Source organism: Microcoleus sp. OTE_8_concoct_300 (genome assembly GCF_031383065.1).
Lineage (GTDB): Bacteria > Cyanobacteriota > Cyanobacteriia > Cyanobacteriales > Microcoleaceae > Microcoleus.
The window spans coordinates 1-19,589 of the sequence record NZ_JANMZH010000525.1 but is presented as its reverse complement, the minus strand read 5'-3'; the positions used below and the strand labels follow the sequence as shown (position 1 = coordinate 19,589).

Sequence of the window (19,589 nt, the reverse complement as noted above, 5' to 3'; positions counted from 1 at the left end):
GATTTTAGATTTTAGATTTTAGATTTTAGATTAAAGAATTGAAGCATTGACCCCACGGATAAATTCGGGGGCTTGGTTATCGGATACAGGTTTTTTATTTCTCCACGGATGAATCCGGGGGCTTGTATCCTGGATGCTTTCGGTCAGCTCAAAATGTGGACTGTGGAGTCATGATTTTTTACCTTATTTTTCTTAATGCCCCGAACTAAAGAAGAACTTTAGGTAAGTTGATAATAAAGCTTGTCCCCTTGCCCTCTGAACTTTCAACCGCAAGTCTTCCTTTATGGGCTTCAATAATACTCTTTGATAAGAATAATCCTCATCTCCAGCCGCTTTTCTCCTCAGCACAAATGCTTCGACGAAATTGTTGAAATAAGATTGATTGAGCGTTAAGGGTAATCAGATTACCTTCATTATGGATAGTAAGGCTGATCTGCGTTTCAGTTTGCTGGAGCGTAAGTGTAATCGGCGTAGTAGCCTTACCATATTTCACAGCGTTAATTGCTAAACTTTTAATCACCAGCCGTATTTATTTACGGCTGCAATAACTTTTAATTTCCGACTCAGAAACCACAACAAACCGTTCTCTATAAGCGCAGCTCAAATCCTCTGCTACTTCTTGGACTAGCACCTCTAAATCGCATTCTTAAATTCTGTATCTTTGATGGGATTAGACACAGAAGCAAATGAGATGTGGCGATCATTATTGCCACTGCAATGTAGTTTATCTTTAAGCCTCCTAGTTAAAATTAGTTAAGGCATTGTTCTTAAGGAATAGTTTTTATAAAAGCAGGGTTTTATTTAATTTGCTAGTCCTAGCAAGTTATTGCTCTAGTTTGCGATCGCAAGCCGCGCACACAAGGTTTGCCGCTGCGTTTATTTGGCTCAATCGTGATGTAATTTCGTTAGTTCATATCAATCTCAAGGTTTCGTTACAGTGTTTGGCGGTGAAGCAAAAGAATTACCACGAATGGAGCGCCCGCAACTGTGGCGTTTTTTTCAATTGATGGGCTTCCATGCGTGTTAGAACATTATCCAGAATGGCGATCGCTTCGGCAATAAATGGGCCTTTGTTTAACATCACACACTCAGCGCGTTCAGCCATTGCTGCATCGGTCATCTCTCCCCGCGAAGGTGTGCCATTTTTGACCAAACTCTCTAGGACTTGAGTTGCCCAAATAACAGGAACATGAGCCGCTTCGCAAAGCCAGAGAATTTCTTCTTGGATCTCTGTTAAACGCTGGTATCCAATTTCAATGGCTAAGTCGCCTCTGGCAATCATCACACCAAATGATTGCTTCCCGGCTGCATAGATGATTAATTCTGGCAGATTGGAAACTGCGATCGCGGTTTCAATCTTTGCTACGATCGCAGGTCGGGACTGACGTTCACCAAAGCGCTTGTCCAATTCTTGTTGAAGTAACTCAATATCAGCAGGTCGTTGCACAAAAGAGTAGCCAATAATATCTGCGTGGGTGGCGACAAAATCTAGGTCGGATAAATCTTTTTTAGTCAGTGGACTAAGAGGTAACACTGTGTTTGGGAAATTCAACCCCTTTTCAGGTTGGAGTTTGACTCCTTTGGGGCTGGCATTAGTCACTTCTAGTAAAAGTCCCGGTTGTCCATTTGGTACTGGGTATTGGGTGTCAACCACGCGAGTTTGAATCTTGCCATCGTCGATATATACAAGGGTGTCAACTACTAATAAATCGAGAATTTCGGGAACTGTACAGCAAGTTTGGAAATAGTTTACAGGTGATGGGATTGTTTCATCTGACACCACTTCACTTCCGAGTGCAGGCACACACCGCGACAGCAGGATACGATCCCCTCGAAATACCCGTTTTTTATCAAGTGGTGCAAGTACCTGTCCCGTGCGGATTTTGAGACCAGCTAAGTCCATCATCACTTTACAAGGCGTTCCTGTTTCCTGTTCCGCTCGACGGATATGGTCGATCGTGTTTTCCCAAGATTCGGTCGTATCGTGGGCACAGTTAATTCTCAGGCAGTTTGCCCCTCGTTGAATAATTTCTCGCACCATCTCATAGTCAGTAGCGGCCTCGGTGGGTAGCGTCACCATAATCCTGACCCGACGCTGGGGCGGGGACTGACCAAACAATTCTTCCGTGTGCTTTTGTAATAAACGATCGCCCTCAAAAAATGACTCAATCGGTGGGCGGTTGAGATGCTCGGCAGAGTCTTGGCCGCAAATGACTTTCAGGGTGGCAATGATCGCATCAAGATTGGGCATTACTCGTGCTTCAATCCGTCCTAATGAGGATAAGCCCCAAGGCATTAGTGCGGCTTGGAGGTGGCGTAGATCGTGCCGACGTAATGCCATATACTCAGCTAAATTCAAGGCACTAGGAAGAAACTCAGAACGCTGAATGTGCGATCGCCACTGGTTAAAGGTGGCTTGTCCTTCGCTTTCAACGGTCTGGCGAAGTTCTTGCAGAGTCGATAGCAAACCCTGTGGACTTGATAGATTCAGCGGTTCAACACTAAGTTCTGAAGTTGTGCTAATCATATATCTTAAAGTGTGGGATGGATAAAGTAGAGCGCCATGACCTCCCACGACCCCAGGCATCAATCAAGGTTCGATGTCTAAAGTCATAAGTGCTACGCCTTGACGACTAAAATTTTACATGGCTGTAAAACACTCGTTTCACATTCTCAGCGGCAGTAACATATAGCATTTCTCAAAAAGGTGAGGTACGAATTTTGACCTGGAAAGCTTGACAATACAGGGTTTCTGTATACCTCATTTATCTGAGAACCGCTATAAAACACTACGATGTAATAGCTTGCGAAGTTCTTCTGCACCAATCAAAATGGGCGGACAGGCTAACAAAATCAACCAATGCCAATTGGCTAGTGAAGCTGTTCCAAATACTTGTCTGAAGGGTGGGAAGTCGATGAATGCGAATAGGGCAACACATTCAACAGTTATTCCTAACCAAAGCAAACTATTATTTGATAACGACTGACGGAATACCGAACCCCAATCAGAGCGACAGGCGAATAAGTTACCCACTTGACAAGCTACGATCGCAGCTAAAGTCATCGTTGTCGCTTGGCGATAGATTGCTGTCACCGTAGGATCGGCAGTATGGGAGAGGATTGCAGGAGTGACTTGTTGCAAATCTGCCAACGAATAGCCATAGCTCCACCAAACCATCAAAAAGCCCAACATTGATAGCACTGCTTCGATCGCACCCAAAAAGAGATAGGCGCGTAATATTAAAGGAACGTTGAGTAAAAACTCCTCCTTTGGACGGGGTGGACGATCCATAATCCCAGCTTCGGGAATTTCTGCACCCAAAGCTAGGGCTGGAACCATATCCGTGCCTAAATCTACGGCAAGAATCTGCAAAATCGTCAGCGCGGGTGGAATCTTGAAAGCAACCATGCCTAAAAATGGCACGACTTCTGGCACATTCGAGGCGAGGATATAGGTCATGAACTTGCGGATATTTTGATAAATCGCCCTTCCTTGCTCGATCGCTACCACAATCGTGGCAAAATTATCATCCGTCAGCACAATATCTGCCGCTTCTCGCGCCACATCGGTACCGCTTTGTCCCATCGCAATGCCGATATTGGCGGCGCGTAAGGCGGGGGCATCATTCACTCCATCACCTGTAACTGCCACAATTTCGCCGATGTCTTTGTAAGCTTGCACTAATCGCAATTTGTGTTCAGGTGACATCCGGGCAAACACTAAACCAAAGCGATATTTCACTACTTGCTTGAGTTGTGCGTCAGAGAGATGTCCCATGCCTTCACCCGTGACTACACGCACTTTGTCGCTAACTAAACCAATTTGACGCGCGATCGCTTCAGCAGTAAGTCCATAATCACCCGTTACCATAGTTACTTTGATTCCTGCTTGATGACATTGAGCGATCGCTTTCGATACTTCGGGACGCGGCGGATCAAACATCGCAACTAGACCTATGAAGATCAAATCTTGCTCTAAATCCTGAGCTTTTAGATCGAGCAATTCCTGTCCACCTTGACGCGCCGCCAGCCCTAACACTCGAAATCCTTGTCTGGCTAAATCATCATTGGCTTTGACAACTTCATCCCAATAATCGTGGGTCAATTCTTGCGATTTACCATCGCGCAAAATCCAATGGCAATGTTTCAGAACTTCCAATGGTGCGCCTTTAGTAAAAGCCAGATTGGGAAATTCACTTGACCATAGTTCTGAGGCTTGCCAATTCAAAACCACTGTCATCATCAAGCGGCGAGAATCAAAGGGAATTTCTCTTGAGCGTGGGAATTGCTTTTGGAGATTTTCTAAATTCAATTCTGCTTTTGCCGCCGCCACTAACAAAGCCGCTTCGGTCGGATCGCCGATTTCTTGCCAACGATTAGGCGCATTAAGATGCACCAAACGGGCATTAGAACAAAGTGCCGAACCAATCAGTAAAATCTTAGCTTGCCAAGCAATTTCGGAATCAGAGGGAATATTAACTTTGCCATTAGTGGGATCGTAACCAGCACCAGTAATTTCAATTAGCTTGTTAGTTAAGACATCATTAGGAGTATCGCGATTGGGCTCAGATTGCTCTGGTTCTGTCGGTAGCCAGAGATAGCGCACCGTCATTTCATTTTTGGTCAAAGTACCCGTCTTGTCTGTGCAAATCACTGTAGTCGCGCTTAGGGTTTCCACTGCCGAAAGCCGCCTTACCAGGGCATTACGCCGCGCCATCCGTTTGACACCAAGGGCAAGAGCTAATGTTACTGTTGGTAGTAACCCTTCAGGGACATTCGCCACGATAATCCCGATCGCAAAAATAAAGCTCTCAGTAATATCCATGCCAATCAACAAGTAGCTAAGCGCGAATACAGTCACGCCCATACCCAGCGCGATCGCTGTAATAATCCGTACAATCCGAGCAACTTGAATTTCTAAGGTACTGGGTTCGCGTTTTACTACTGTAGTTAAATGCGCCACCTGTCCAAATTCAGTTTGTGCGCCCGTCGCATAAACCACCGCCACTGCTCGACCTGCTGCTACCGTCGAACCTGCTAACACCAGGTTGGCAATTTCCGAGGGATTTACCTTTTCTTGCAAAGGCTGTTCCCCTTGGCGTAGCATGGTTTTGCCACCACGTACCGAAACGGCCTCCCGCAGAGGTACAGGGTAAGGACTTCGCGCCACAGGCAACGATTCTCCTGTCATTACTGATACATCAAGATATAAACTTTCGGCTGAAATTAAACGGGCATCTGCGGAAATGCGATCGCCTTCTTCCAATTGCATCACATCACCGCGCACCAATTCTCTAGCGGGAATTTGCTTTAATTCTCCATCGCGATACACTTTCACCTGCATCGGTAAGACTTTTTTTAAAGCAGATAAAGCTTTCTCAGCTTGAAACTCTTGCCAAAAGCTAAAAATAGCATTAATCCAGATTACCGCCCAAACTGCCCAGCCTAGTTCCGGTGTACGCGAAATAAATGCCAGAATCCCTGCCACCCACAACAACAAAGCCATAAAGTGAGTCAGTTGATCGGCAAATCTTAGCCACAATGGACGATGGGTAGGTTCTGGTAATTCATTTGCGCCAAATTTCTCTAATCGCTCTTGCGCTTCATTCTGCGATAATCCATTGGCAGCAGTGCCTAGAGATTCATAGACTTCTTCAAATGATAATGTCCATAATGGTTGGTGTAATGATGCCATACCCGATCTCCTCCTGTTTTATAGCTGAAGCTGGTTAGCTTTTCCGCACGCAAATTGTGTTTATTAAACTCAGGACTTATTATGGGTCTAGAAACCGTTTTTTTGCGAAAATACTTCGTTATAGTAGCGGATATTTGGTAAAAATACGATTTTTTTAGCCCGAGCCTCTAAATCCTGAAACTCACATTAATTTACAAAAGCAGCGCATTGAATATATAGCCAATGCTGATAATCCCAACGGTCATTAGCCCAACAAATACAGCTAAGAGTTGAGGTTTCAAAACTTTAGTCCAGATTCTCTAGACTTTTTTCTCAAAGTAAGTATGAGAAAAACTTCCGAGAGGGCAGTTTTGCTTCTTTGGTTCTTCTTTAGTAAGAATACATTGTGCCAATGATTTCGTCATGTATCTAAAGATGACTTTCTGGCTCTAGAGGACATGGATAATCTGGATTGCCTGTTTCGATTTGCAAGGTTGAGTGGTCAATCCCAAAATGAGTATGGAGTGCTTCGCAGGTGTCGGTGAGAAAGCGATCGCCTGTGTATCCTTCTGGTATAACTAAATGTGCGGTGAGAGCAGTTTCTGCCGTACTAATTGCCCATATATGTAGGTCATGAACTTGCGTCACTCCTTGCAACTCCTGCAAGAAAGTACGGACAGCAATCGGCTCAATCTGTTTGGGAACTCCATCTAAGATTAGTTCCAGCGAATCCTTAAATAAATTCCAAGTACCAACCACAATTATCACCACGATCGCCAGACTAATAACTGGATCGAACCATAGCCAACCTGTTAGCAAAATTGCGATCCCAGCTAACACTACACCAACGGACACCAGTGCATCGGCTGCCATGTGTAAAAATGCGCCGCGAATATTCATATCTCCTTCTCGTCCCGACATAAACAAGAGAGCAGTTATGGTATTAATAACTACACCAATTCCTGCTACCAAAATCACAGTATCACCAGCGATGGGGCTTGGTTCTTGCAAGCGACGAATCGCTTCCCAAGTAATGCCACCCATTGTTAGCAGTAACAGAATCGCATTGAGTAAAGCTGCTAGAATTGAAGAGCGTCGCAGTCCATAGGTGTACTTACGACTGGGAGGACGCTGTACGAGATAACTTGCTGCCCAAGCTAACAGTAATCCCAAAACATCGCTGAGATTATGTCCAGCATCTGCTAGTAATGCTAGCGAATGAGTAATTACTCCAAACCAAGCTTCAACTAATACAAAGCTGACATTTAAACTCGTTCCAATCAAAAAGGCTCGATTGTATGTTTTAGGAGAATGGCTGTGTTCGTGAGGATGAACCATAGAATTGATCCCGACAATGAAAGATGATTATTTCTGTCTGACAAGCAAAGCGTGTGGTCAAACCTATTCCTCTGTGTCATAGACAAACTGAGACTAAAGGAAGCCAGCATAAGTGTTAGGAATTGCCAAGCTTGTATGAATGTCATTATAGATGTTCTGCGATAGGTTTTCTTGATTTAGAGTTAATAACTCCTTGGGATTGATTGATTAACTTTAACTGTTCAAACCAGACCAAGCTAATTCCTCCACCGAGGAGACAAATAGCAAGATCGATCGGATGCAGAAAAGAGAAGCTAAACAAATTACGCAAGAAGGGAAAGTAAAGCACGATTGCCATAAAAAATATTCCCCCACCCATCACCCACCAAAGGGCAGCATTGGAGGTTCTAAGTATTTTTAAACTGAGGGGCGAGGTTGAACTTGCGCTCAAAATTAGCCCTAAATTTGCCAAAATTAATGCTGTAAAGGTTAATGCACGGGCATTAAGTTCGCCTTCTCCTAGATATAGCGATGTCCCATAGATTGCGAGAACAATTACTAAGATTCCGCCGCCTTGTAACACCGCCAATCCCACAGTTTTCTTGCCAAATAAGGGCTCTTTGGAGTTGCGGGGAGGACGCTTCATTACTGTTGGTTCTGCGGGTTCGGCTTCTAACACAATTGAGCAAGCTGGATCGATAATCAAATGGAGAAATGCAACGTGAACGGGAAGTAATACTAACGGCAACTTAAACAAAACTGGAATTAAAGACATCCCTGCAATTGGAATGTGAATTGCTAGAAGATATGCCATTGCTGTGCGGAGATTATCAAAAATTCGTCGTCCAAGTTTGACCGCTTGCACGATGGATGAAAAATCATCCTCTAATAATACTAAAGCCGCAGATTCACGGGCCACATCTGTGCCTCGCTGACCCATTGCTATACCAATTTGGGCAGATTTTAAGGCAGGCGCATCATTCACACCATCCCCTGTCATGGCAACGATTTCGCCCTTGGATTTCAAAGCATTAACTATCCGTAATTTTTGTTCGGGAACGGCTCTTGCAAAGATATTTGTACTTTGAATGCGCTGCTGAAGTTCATCGTCACTCATGCGATCTAATTCTGCTCCAGTTACGATGGCTCCCATTTGCATTAATCCAACTTGACGAGCAATGGTTTGAGCAGTTTCTGGATAATCACCTGTAATCATCACGACTCGAATACCAGCGGTATAACATTCTTTAATTGCCGCCGCAACGGTTGGACGCACTGGATCGGACAGTCCAACTAATCCTAGAAATTGAAAAGGAAAGTCATGTTGTTTATCGGGTAAACGATCGGGACTGAGCGACGGATGAGGAGGCAAAAACGGGGGCGGTGCATCAATAAGAGATGCTTTAGCAACACCTAATACCCGCAATCCTTGCTCTGCCATTTTCTTGATTTGCGCGGCTATAATTTGCTGCTGTTCGGGTGTGAAATGACACAGATCCGCGATCGCTTCCGGCGCTCCTTTGGCAGCAATTTCATACTGTTTGCTATCGGCTGACTGCCAAACGTGAGACATTGCTAATAGATCCGGTGAGAGCGGATATTCTCGTAATAGTTTCCAATCGTTATGCAAATGTTCGGTATTTGCTAGAGCGCGATCGCCTAATTGCTTAAATGCTTTCTCCATTGGATCGAAAGGATCTCTTTGGCTTGCCAGAATGGAAAATTCTACTAATTCATGCACCGATTCAGGGAGCGGTTCTTGTGAATGTAATTCCAAATTATATGGCTGAGAATTTTCTTCTTGGTTGTATGCAAATAGTTGTTGCACAGCCATAATATTCTGAGTCAGAGTCCCGGTTTTATCCACACATAAAACCGTTGCAGAACCTAATGTTTCAACCGCTGAAGTGCGACGAGCTAAGACATGATTTTGACAAATTCGCCAAGCTCCTAATGCTAAGAAGATTGTCACAACAACTGGAAATTCATTTGGCAAAATTGCCATTGCTAACGTAATTCCTGCCAGAAATCCTTTGAGCCAATCTCCTCGCGTGAACCCATAAATTACTACGATCGCGACACACAATAGTAAAGCGATGCCAAACAAACGACTCACTAACCGATTCATTTCCTGTTGCAAAGGTGTCGGTTCTGACTTCACTTTTTGTAAGGCTTTGCCAATCTTGCCCATCTCTGTTTTAGGACCGATCGCTTGGACTTTAGCTATTCCCTGACCCTGAACAACTAAGGTGCCAGAAAATACAAATGGTAACTCATCTCCTCCCGGACGCGCCATTTCTACGTTACCCACCGCCGCAACTTTACGAACTGGTAAAGATTCCCCGGTTAATAACGATTCGTCGGTGGAGAAATTGGAGCAAGAAAGCACGATCGCATCCGCAGGTACGCGATCGCCTTCTGCTAGAACTAAGATATCTTCCCGAACGACTTCTCGCCCTGCAATCCGTTTTTGCTCCCCATCCCGAATCACCAAGGCGCGAGGACTGGAAAGATCGCGCAAGGCTTCTAAGGCGTGTTCGGTTTTGCCTTCTTGGTAGAGACTAATTCCGGTGATAAAAAAGACGAATCCTAACAAAATTAGGGCTTCTTGTAGGTCGCCTAAAACCCAATAAATGACACCACCACCGACTAGCAAGAGAAAGATCGGATCTTGAATAATTTCCCAAGCGATCGAGAAAAGATTGCGCGATTGTGCTGAGGGAAGTTCATTGTAGCCTTCATCTTTGAGTCGGGCGATCGCGTCTTGTTCAGATAAGCCACTTATGGTATTGATATCAACTGGTGAAAGCATAATTTTTTTTGATTTGCTTTTGTAGTTTTGATCGTTCGGTTTTCTACCCTGATGAGTTATCAACCTTTTTTGATACCATTTCAGAACTGGTACGCCCTAAGTTGTGCTCGTAATTGGGCAATTTCTTGAGCCATATCTAACACCATTGCGGCTCCGACTAAGTTCAAGCCCAAGTCTTGACGCAACCGCTGAATCTGAGCAATACGAGCAATCTCGCGGGAATGCAGCAGGTCGCCGATCGCGTCAATGATACCCAACTTGACATAAACCTCGACAACCGTAATCGAAGTCTCAGTGATCAATGCAGCATATTCAAAGGTATAGAGTTGCTCACCTTTGGGTGAAACCACAATTTTTGAAAGGCTAAAGCTCATAACTTAATTTCCTCTAACTGGGTACGGGGGTTAAAACTCGTATTTGCCTGGATTTTTTCGTAGCATTCTTGCTCGATCGCACTTAAGTCTTTTGGCGTGACAATTAGAAGTTTGGCGAGTAAGTCACCGCGTCCCCCTTTTTGCAATGTCCAGCCTTTGCCGCGCAGTCTGAGCGATTGTCCCGATCGCACTCCTTTAGGAACTTTCATCGTCACGCTACCATCGGGAGTTGGCACGCTGATTTCTGCTCCTAAAACGGCTTCATCGGGGCGAATTGGAATGTCACAAACTAGGTCATCACCCTCGAATCGAAAGAAGGAATGCGGCAAAATTTCGATAGTTAGATACAAATCGCCGCGCTGTTGAGAGAATGGACTAGGACGACCTTTACCTTTGAGTCGAATTCGACTACCTGGTTTTGCCCCTGCGGGAATGCGGACATTGATTGTTTCATCGTCGAGTTGTAGCCGTTTCTGGACACCGTGAAAAGCTTCGGAAAATGTGAGCGCGATCGCGGCTTCGGTATCCGGTGCAGGCGCTTGAGAACGAAATCCGTCACCAAAATCATTAAAGCCATTGGTCGCAGTTTGATAGTTCTGGGTTCTACGTTTCGATCCACCTTTCATTCCTCCCAATAAATCGTTGATAAATGAATCAAAGTCGTCGTAGCGATCAAAGTCTTCCGCCGAAACATTAGTTCCTCTAGGGGTTGGCGCTTCAGTGTATCCCGGCTGATTCCAATGTTGACCAAAGCGATCGTACTTTTGCCGGTTTTCAGGATCGGAAAGTACCTCATTTGCTTCGTTCAAGTCTTTGAACTTTGCCTCTGCATCTTTATCCCCAGGATTGAGGTCAGGATGATACTTGCGGGCCAGTTTGCGGTAAGCCCGTTTGATTTCTTCAGGGGTTGCCGTTTTGCTCGTTCCCAGGATGGCATAATAGTCCTTAAAGTTCGTTGCAGTTGGCATCACTGACCTCTTAATTGGGGTTATTTCGCGGTGGGTAGTAAGATCGAATCCGGCGACACCGGAATGAATATATTTTTAATAATGCGATCGCGAACCGTACCAACGATCGCGACTGGGAATTCATACTCCTGATTGTGAAAACGATCTAGGAAGGCAAATTTATTAAACAATCGATCGCACCACTCCACCTTCGACTCGCAAGGCAGCACCATTAATTGCAGAGGCTAAAGGACTAGCAACAAATGCAACTAACGCCGCAACTTCCGACGTTGAAGCAAATCGCTGAATCAGTGAAGATGGACGAGTCTTGGTAAAAAACTCTTTCTCAACTTGTTCGGGTGAAATATTTTGATCCTTGGCGAGTCCCTCGATGAAAGTTTCTACTCCTTCGGAACGGGTTGGCCCTGGCAATACTGTATTTACCGTGACACGACTGCCTGCCGTTGTTTCAGCTAAACCACGACTCAAGGCTACTTGTGCAGTCTTGGTAACGCCATAGTGAATCATTTCGGCGGGAATATTCAAGGCAGATTCACTAGAGATGAAAATAATTCGTCCCCAATCTTTTTTTAGCATCAAAGGTAAGTAATGACGGGAGAGCCGAACACCGCTCATAACGTTTACTTCCAGAATGTTCATCCACTCCTCATCGGAGATATCTTCAAATGCTTTGGAGCCATAAATTCCTAAGTTGTTGACCAAAATGTTGACTTCTTGCACCTGTTGAAACAACTATTCAACTCCTGCGGTTGTTCCCAAATCGGCAGCAATTCCCTGAAGTTTGGCATTGGGGACACTTTGCTGAATGCTTTTGAGGGCATCGTTTACGCGCTCTTGCGTTCTGCCATTGACAATGACAGTTGCTCCTTCTTGGGCAAGTGTCGTGGCGATCGCGAGTCCAATTCCGGCAGTTGAACCACTGACTAATGCAATCCGATCTGATAGTTGAAGATCCATACTTTCTTAAACCAAATAACGATAAGCGAGCTAGGGTTTCAACTTGCTAAAATAATGAAGCAAATGCCGACTAAATTAGTGGAAATTTAATCCAATTTAACCACCATTTTACCCACATTTTTACCTTCAAAAAGACCGATGAACGCATCCACTGCTCGATCGATTCCTGCTACTACTGTTTCCTTATTCTTCAATTTCCCAGCTTGGAAATAGCCGCCCACTTCTTGTTCAAATTCACTCTGGCGATCGAGCCAATCTCTAACGATTAGCCCTTTCATCGTCAAGCGTTTGCCAATCATATTAAATAGATTGGAAGGGCCCGGCTGGGGCTTTTCATCGTTATAACCGGAGATGCTGCCACAAGCGATAATCCGACCGTGTACGCGCAATGCTGAAAGCGCCGCTTCCAGCGTTTCGCCTCCTACGTTATCGAAATAGACATCAATTCCGTCTGGTGCTGCCTGATTCAGTTGTTCGAGGACAGGGCCGGCCTTGTAATCGAAGGCGCTATCAAATCCGCATTCTTCCCGCAGAAACTTGATTTTTTCCATTGACCCAGCAGACCCGATGACATGGCATCCGCGCAATAAAGCCAGTTGTCCGGCGACATTTCCCACCGCGCCTGCGGCTCCCGAAACAAAAATAACATCGCCGGCTTTGACTTCTACCAAATTCAACCCAACCCAAGCAGTCATACCTGTCATGCCGAGGGCACCGAGGTAAACTGAGGGCGGTTGAATCTCGCGGCTAACCTGATGCAAATCTTTTGGTGCAGCTATGAAGTATTCCCGCCAGCCATAGTTGGAAGTGACAACATCACCCGGCTTGAATTCCTGGGCACGCGACTCGATTACCTCGCCGACTGCGCCGCCTTCCAGTGCTTTGCCTAACTGGAAAGATGGAACATAGGATTTGCCCTCGTTCATGCGACCCCGCATATATGGATCGACTGACATATAGAGATTGTGAACGAGCACTTGCCCATCTTGAAGTGGGTCTAGTTTGGTCTCGGCGATCGCAAAGTTATCTGCGGTGGGAATCCCCTTGGGGCGGGAGACTAGCCGAATCTCGCGGCTCACGATCTCTGTCATAATTTTCTCCTTATTTGGTAGATTTTCAGAACTAGATCGACTTAAGTTTTAGCGGTTGTTTTTAACATTTACTAAAGGCATGGATGCCAAACATCACTCGCGCCAAATCCTAACGATTAACCGTACTCATATCGGGGTAGAGAGATCAGTGGCAACCGCTCCTGATGAGATATGAATTCACTTCTGTGGGTTATTGAGTGTGGAGCCTAAAACATTGGGTGCTGAAATAAGCTGAACCCAGCATGATTCAACCCCATCAACTAGCTTGTAGCTTAATCAATGTTTGTGTCCCAGCAGCGTCACTAATCCGAACCGCCATCATCACGCCGTTTGAGTCCTGTCCGGTTAAAATTTCAGTTGGTGAATCGATCGTGTGAGCATAAGTCACCTCATCTTTACCCACTTCAATCACCAAACCATCTCCCTTGCCAGGGCGATCGTAAACCATCGCATGAAGAGGTGCGTCCTGAATCAGTTCTGCATCACCGAGTTCGGAATTGATGATTTCGATGGCAATATGCCGTCCGCGATTGCCATCAGTAAACTGATCGAAAAATTCACCCCACCGCTCACGGGGCAAAGATTTGTTGATGTCAATTTTATTTGTCATTATCATTCGTTGTGAAAAAATCTTAAAAACAAAAAGAGCAATACAATAGTTGCTAAGTTTCACTATTTTAGTGCTGTTAGTTCAAAGCGTTAAACAGCGATCGACATACTAACTTCATGACTGATTCTGTCTAGTCTCTGCTTCACCTGACTGACATCCTCGTTACTGCCTGTCACAAGGATCGTGAACTCCCCTGCTTGGATTTTAGTCTCGTACTTCAGTACCTCATTCTTCGGGATTCCTAATCCTCCCAAGGCACCCGCTAGTCCTCCTACAGCAGCAGCACCAGCGCCACCAACAAGCGTTCCTTCCAACCAACCTGCCAACACTCCAGCAACGGGGCCAGCAATAATGAGCGGAGCCATTCCGGGAATAAACAGCACTCCAGCACCTGCTAAAATGCCAAATAAACCTCCGACGAAGCTACCCCAATAACCACCTTCTGCGGCTCCAGCTTTAGCTGTATCTTTCCAGGTTAGAAATCCGCGCACATTTTCAGTAGTCTGGTAGTCTTTGCCAATGATTGAGAGCTTTTGCATATCGAAGCCTTCTTTTTGCAACTCCAATACAACCCTTTCTGCTTCTGCATGGGAGGGGAAAGAAGCAACAATCGTATGTGTATATGCCATGAATTGGTTTCCTTTATTACAATTTGTCCGGCTGTCAACTGAACTTTAACAAAAGTTGCTCAATATAATCTCTACCTTTATGAATGTTTTAGTAAAACTTAATTGAGGTATATCTGTTCTTACCGACTGCTGACTCCATAAGTCGTTCGTCCGCTCATTTCACTCTCGTGAATGCGGTAAATTGCAATTACTTCTGCACGTCCCCAAGCATCGATCCAGGTTCGATTGATCGCAGGCGAAAGTGTTGGATTCTGCGTTTTGACAAATTACATCACCCGCTCAATATCTTACTGCTCAGTGAGGCGTTCAGCGCGACCATTCACAACAACACTGCGCCAGTGCACCCGATCGTGAACTTCTTCGATCTGTAAGCAAACTTTTGGATTTGCATCCATATACTGAGTCTTCATTCCCACCGTTGTGAAGATATATATTTCTGAGTCTTTAAGGTAATAGTGCATAGGCACAATATATGGATACCCTTCGCCTATGCAGCCGAGGTGTCCATATCCTACTTTATGTAGCAGTTCGTGTATTTCTTTTTGTCCCATTTCATCGATATCTCACATTACTGTTCTCCACTGCTAATTTTAAAATCATTGCTCGCCCTAAATCTGATATACAAAACCTTCCCCAATGCCAGAATGCGCGCGATCGGAGGTGATTGTATGCAACAGTCCTTACATACGCACTTTGACTGTAATAAAACAATCTGAGGAACTTATGAGGAGTTAAGAGAGGTTGTTCATCAAGTGTTTCGTTCATACAAAGCTGGCGCGGCACTAAAGCGTCAGCTTGTCAAAAATGTCACGTAGGACTTGTGCAGAATGAATGAGTTGCTGTTGCTCCGTGTCGTTAAGGGTGAGGTTGACAGTTTTAATGACACCTTTTTCATTCACAACAGAGGGTAGACTGAGACATACATCGTGAATGCCGTAGAACCCATTTACAAGGTTGCTAACCGTAAGGATGCGTTCCTGACCGTGAAGAATAGTCTTGACTATTTCGGTCGTTGCCAGCCCGATCGCATAGGAAGTGCACCCCTTGAGTTTGATGATTTCGTAGGCAGCGTTCTTGACGTGCTCAAAAATCTCATTTAGATTGGCGTTGTCTAGCGATGGGCTACGCTGCTCATTATAGAGAGGCATTCCGGCAACATTCACCTTGCTCCAGACGGGTACTTCACTGTCGCCATGTTCGCCAATGATGTAAGCATGAACGCTTCGTGCATCAATTCCCATCTTCTCTGCCAGCAGGGTACGGAAACGGGCAGAGTCAAGAACTGTTCCAGAGCCTATTACCCTGGCCGCAGGAAATCCAGAGAGTTTAAGGGTCACGTATGTCATTATGTCTACGGGATTACTCACAACCAGTAGGGTGGCATTGGGACAATATTTGATCACATCTGCAATCAAGCTTTTAAAGATGACAACGTTACGTTCAACAAGATCCAGTCTGCTCTCTCCCGGCTTCTGGCTAGCTCCAGCCGTGATAATAACCAGGTCTGCATCCTGCCCTGCATCGGTAACGGTTCCAGCTTTGATATTGACAGAACCGATAAAGGGAGTGCCATGTATCAGATCCATGACTTCTCCCTGAAGCCGCTCTGTCTGAATATCCTGAAGAACCAACTCATCAAAGCAGTTCTGGATAATCATTGAGTAGGCACACGCCATTCCCACCTGCCCGGCACCAATAATGACACCTTTGCGAGGACGGATACTGACTTTAGCTTCAACACTGGGATTGGGCGTAAATAGCGTTTCAAACATAGATATTTCCCACGTAGGATGCTTTGGATGGGTAGTGACCGACTATGGAGTTTTCGTCGGGGTTGACGATCGCGTTCTGTTGTGAAAATCGGCGTTGCTGATTTACGGTATGAAAGGCTAAATATGCCAGTCATATAAACCCGGAGGCAAAAAGCTTCTGGATTTTCAACTTATTTTTTTCATACCCAGGTTAAGCAGCGCCTGAAAATCTTGACTATGCTATTGGTAGCGCAAAAAGTTCGCCAATAGAGCCTGATTTACCGAGTGGTTAGTCCTATTTGACTGTAATAAAACAATCTGAGGAACTTATAAGGAGTTAAGAAAAATTGGAGTTGAGAATTTTAATAATGAATTAAGACTTCGTTTGTTTGAGAATAGCCCTACAGTCTTCCGTAGAAAAAATACAAGCACACCCAGCAACTTTAGACTGATGCAAGGCTTCGGATGCGGCTTGATAAAGAGAATGCAAATCCGTTCCATCATCTGGATATTGAGCAATGCCAGCGCTAAATGTGATCCGAAATTGAGTTTGCTCGGGAGCAACAAATTTTCTGTGGTGGAGCGTTGCTAATAATTGAGTGAGTCTTTGAATACCATCTGCCTTAATCATGCTAGATAAGGCAACCACAAATTCATCGCTCTCCCAGCGAGCAACGACTGCATTTTGCCTAAAAGTCTGCCGGAGCAACTGTCCCCACTGACGCATCACCATGTCGCCAGTATTGTACCCGTGACGATCGTTGATCTCTTTGAGATTGTCTAAGTCCAGAACTGCTAGACAGAGCGGCTGCTCCTGTTGATTTGCAAGTTGAAGGTATTTGTTTAAGTCTTGGGTTGACTTATGGCGGTTAGAGAGTTTGGTCAAATAATCTGTCTCAGCAGCATTCTGAAGGAGTTTGAGCCGCTCTAGACGATTGATGATGCGACTGACCAATTCTGGCCCTACGATCGGCTTGCTCACAAAGTCATCTGCACCCACTGAAAACATTTGATTGACGATCGCAGCATCGGTATGCGCCGTCAAAAAAATGATCGGCAAGCGCCCCCAGCGCGAATTATTGCGGATAATTTTGCAAAGCTCAACGCCGCTCACAGCAGGCATTTTCACATCTAAAATTAGCAGATGCGGCGAGCAGGATTTCAACGTTTCCCAAAATTGTTGAGGATTGTTCAGCGTTGTTACGCTCAATCCCCAGGGTTCTAGAAACTCCTTTAGAGTTGCAAGAATCTGGGGATCAGCATCGACGACCATCACCCGTTGCTTTGCTGTCTTTGCTTGTTGTGCCGCTTGTGCGATCGCTTTCAGCACTTGAGCCGGGGGCAAGGGTTTGTGTAAAAAACTATGTCCGCCGAGTTGGGCAACTTCTAGGCGATCGGTTAATTGATCGTGACTGGTTAAAACTAGAACTGGCACAGAAGGAGTTTGATGACTGAGCTTTGCCAGCAGCCTTAAACTCTCTGTTGTGGGATGAGTAATATCGGGATCGAGTAGCACAACGGTAGGCGCATCCTGCTCAATTTTCGTTTCGGCTTCGGAAAGTGTCGTTGCGATCGCGCTCCGAAATCCCCAGTCCACCGCTTCATTCATCAACTGTTGGGCCAGTTGGCGATCGGGATCGACGATCAATAACAAAGGACGCTCATCCGCAAACAGAGACTCTTCCGGCTCGATTCGTTCTGTAGTTAAGTCGTTTGATGCGCGATCGATTTCTTGACGCTTGGATAAGGCGCTGAGGGTTTGTTGTTCAATCGGTTGAGTCGCTTCATGAGACGTGAGTTGAGCCGTCTTGGTTGAATCAGCGATTGGTTTAAGCCGATAACCCAGTCCATAAACCGTTTCAATCAAATCTGTGGGAGCCCCGACCCCTCTAAATTTCTGCCGTAGCCCCTTAATATGAGTTCTCACGGCATCTTCGCTAGGAGTCTCTCCATACGCCCAGATTTGATCCAAAATTACGCTGTAGGTAAAGACTTGACGACCATTCCGCAAAAAGAACTCTAGGATCGAAAACTCCTTGGGACTTAAGGATAGAAGTTGCCCTGCGTAAGTAACTTCACGACTTGTCGGATCGAGCCGCAAATTACCCTTCTCCAGCACAGATTGAAAAGCCGTTCCTGTGCGACGCAGCAAGGCTCGAATTCGAGCAATCAATACCTCCTGATCGAGCGGTTTCACCATGTACCCATCAGCACCTGCATCTAGCCCGATCGCTTGATCGTGACCACTGCCTCGCCCTGTTACCAGCATAATTGGCATTTTATAGTCGTGCGCTCTGACTCTACGACAGAGACTTATTCCGTCTAAACGAGGGAGCGTAATATCTATCAGCAGTAAATCATAGTTATAAACAACAATCAGTTCCCAAGCTGCCTCACCATCGTTAGCAACTTCAACCACGTAATTTTGGTTGGAGAGCATATAAGTAAGTAGGTCGGCAATTGCCTCATCATCTTCTACCACCAAAATTTTCATCAGTCTAACTCCTTTACAGGCTGGTTGTGGTGTCAGGTGGTCGGAATCCTCCAATAATAATGGGAAATAATGAAATCAGGATGAAATGAATTGCTCATCGCCAAAAATCTGGAAAAATCTTCCTAAAGACGTAAACCTTGAATCGCTCATAGGTTTCTCATAGTCTGAGCATAGCTTGAGAGATATAAGAACTTAGTCATCCCCTAACCAAGGTGAAGGGCATAACAATCTGTTCTTCGTTGTGTTGATTCTTTAGGAGCTTAAAACTATGACTACTACTACTACTAAATCTCATCAATCTCTGCTAGAAACCTGCATTCAGAATTGCCTCGACTGTCTTCGTGAGTGTGAGCAATGCGGAACCGCTTGCTTAACCAGTGACATGGTGCAGATGATGGCTCAATGTATTAAGCTATGCCGCGATTGCGCGGATACCTGCGCCCTCTGCGCTCGGTTCATGGCTCGTAATTCTGACCTGCACGCTCAAATGTGTGCGGTTTGTGCAGAAGCGTGCGATCGCTGTGCGACTGAGTGTGAGAAGCACGACCACGAGCCGTGTAAGAAGTGCGCTCAAGCCTGCCGTCGTTGTGCTGAATCTTGCCGTCAGATGGCTAAAGCAACGGCATAAAACCATTTATTTAGCGCATTGGCTATTGCATGAATAATCGCGTCTTGCTTTGCTGCAGCCAGTATTGAAACCTAGTTATTTTTCAAATCAGGTGGAGTTATGAATAAGAAGTTTTTGGTGTACAGCTTAGTCGGGCTACTTAGTAGGGCTTGCTGAAAAAGTGAGAAAACAGCATTTAGAAAGATGAGTGAATTCGAGTTCTCCTCGGCAATATAAGTTTTGTCAATTGTGTTCTGGCGAAACATAGCTTTTACCAATGATTGAAGCCAAAAAACATGAAAAAA

General features: G+C 45.3%; 13 protein-coding genes and 2 pseudogenes. 1 reads left to right on the top strand and 14 read right to left on the bottom strand.

Going from position 1 to position 19,589, the window contains the following annotated elements:
* Positions 1 to 205 precede the first annotated feature (205 nt).
* The 14 genes and pseudogenes from ACUVJL_RS24425 to ACUVJL_RS24360 form a co-directional block, all read right to left on the bottom strand.
* Positions 206 to 307, bottom strand: a pseudogene (locus ACUVJL_RS24425) (hypothetical protein); the annotation flags it as partial.
* Between the two features lie 654 nt (positions 308 to 961).
* On the bottom strand, positions 962 to 2,527 hold the full coding sequence (locus ACUVJL_RS24420; RefSeq protein WP_445248203.1) for a pyruvate kinase: 1,566 nt from the start codon (positions 2,525 to 2,527) through the stop codon (positions 962 to 964).
* 252 nt (positions 2,528 to 2,779) lie between these two features.
* Complete coding sequence (locus ACUVJL_RS24415) at positions 2,780 to 5,695, bottom strand: cation-translocating P-type ATPase (RefSeq protein ID WP_445248202.1); 2,916 nt, start codon at positions 5,693 to 5,695, stop codon at positions 2,780 to 2,782.
* A 408-nt stretch (positions 5,696 to 6,103) separates the two neighbouring features.
* Positions 6,104 to 7,012, bottom strand: a complete 909-nt coding sequence (locus tag ACUVJL_RS24410) for a cation diffusion facilitator family transporter (RefSeq protein WP_445248201.1) — start codon at positions 7,010 to 7,012, stop codon at positions 6,104 to 6,106.
* A 145-nt stretch (positions 7,013 to 7,157) separates the two neighbouring features.
* Complete coding sequence (locus ACUVJL_RS24405; RefSeq protein WP_445248200.1) at positions 7,158 to 9,803, bottom strand: cation-translocating P-type ATPase; 2,646 nt, start codon at positions 9,801 to 9,803, stop codon at positions 7,158 to 7,160.
* Positions 9,804 to 9,883: 80 nt separating this feature from the next.
* Complete coding sequence (locus ACUVJL_RS24400) at positions 9,884 to 10,177, bottom strand: chaperone modulator CbpM (protein ID WP_445248199.1); 294 nt, start codon at positions 10,175 to 10,177, stop codon at positions 9,884 to 9,886.
* A complete protein-coding gene (locus tag ACUVJL_RS24395) occupies positions 10,174 to 11,145 on the bottom strand; it encodes a DnaJ C-terminal domain-containing protein (RefSeq protein WP_445248198.1) in 972 nt (323 codons plus the stop codon). The genes ACUVJL_RS24400 and ACUVJL_RS24395 overlap by 4 nt, the downstream gene beginning before the upstream one ends.
* Positions 11,146 to 11,307: 162 nt before the next feature.
* Positions 11,308 to 12,102: pseudogene (locus tag ACUVJL_RS24390) on the bottom strand (SDR family NAD(P)-dependent oxidoreductase).
* An 86-nt stretch (positions 12,103 to 12,188) separates the two neighbouring features.
* Positions 12,189 to 13,193, bottom strand: a complete 1,005-nt coding sequence (locus tag ACUVJL_RS24385) for an NADP-dependent oxidoreductase (protein ID WP_445248197.1) — start codon at positions 13,191 to 13,193, stop codon at positions 12,189 to 12,191.
* Between the two features lie 256 nt (positions 13,194 to 13,449).
* Positions 13,450 to 13,803 carry a DUF5335 family protein gene (locus ACUVJL_RS24380; protein ID WP_445248196.1) on the bottom strand — a complete coding sequence of 118 codons (354 nt, stop codon included), beginning with the start codon at positions 13,801 to 13,803 and terminating at the stop codon, positions 13,450 to 13,452.
* Positions 13,804 to 13,892: 89 nt separating this feature from the next.
* On the bottom strand, positions 13,893 to 14,432 hold the full coding sequence (locus ACUVJL_RS24375; protein ID WP_445248195.1) for a general stress protein: 540 nt from the start codon (positions 14,430 to 14,432) through the stop codon (positions 13,893 to 13,895).
* Between the two features lie 287 nt (positions 14,433 to 14,719).
* Entirely contained in the window at positions 14,720 to 14,983 is a 264-nt protein-coding gene (locus ACUVJL_RS24370; RefSeq protein ID WP_445248194.1) for a pyridoxamine 5'-phosphate oxidase family protein, read from the bottom strand.
* A gap of 231 nt (positions 14,984 to 15,214) precedes the next feature.
* Complete coding sequence (locus ACUVJL_RS24365) at positions 15,215 to 16,204, bottom strand: L-lactate dehydrogenase (protein ID WP_445248193.1); 990 nt, start codon at positions 16,202 to 16,204, stop codon at positions 15,215 to 15,217.
* 352 nt (positions 16,205 to 16,556) lie between these two features.
* Positions 16,557 to 18,677, bottom strand: coding sequence for a response regulator (locus tag ACUVJL_RS24360; RefSeq protein WP_445248192.1), 2,121 nt, complete (start codon positions 18,675 to 18,677; stop codon positions 16,557 to 16,559).
* Positions 18,678 to 18,945: 268 nt separating this feature from the next.
* Between ACUVJL_RS24360 and ACUVJL_RS24355 the strand changes: the two genes are divergently transcribed.
* On the top strand, positions 18,946 to 19,305 hold the full coding sequence (locus ACUVJL_RS24355) for a four-helix bundle copper-binding protein (protein ID WP_333031603.1): 360 nt from the start codon (positions 18,946 to 18,948) through the stop codon (positions 19,303 to 19,305).
* Positions 19,306 to 19,589 lie beyond the last annotated feature (284 nt).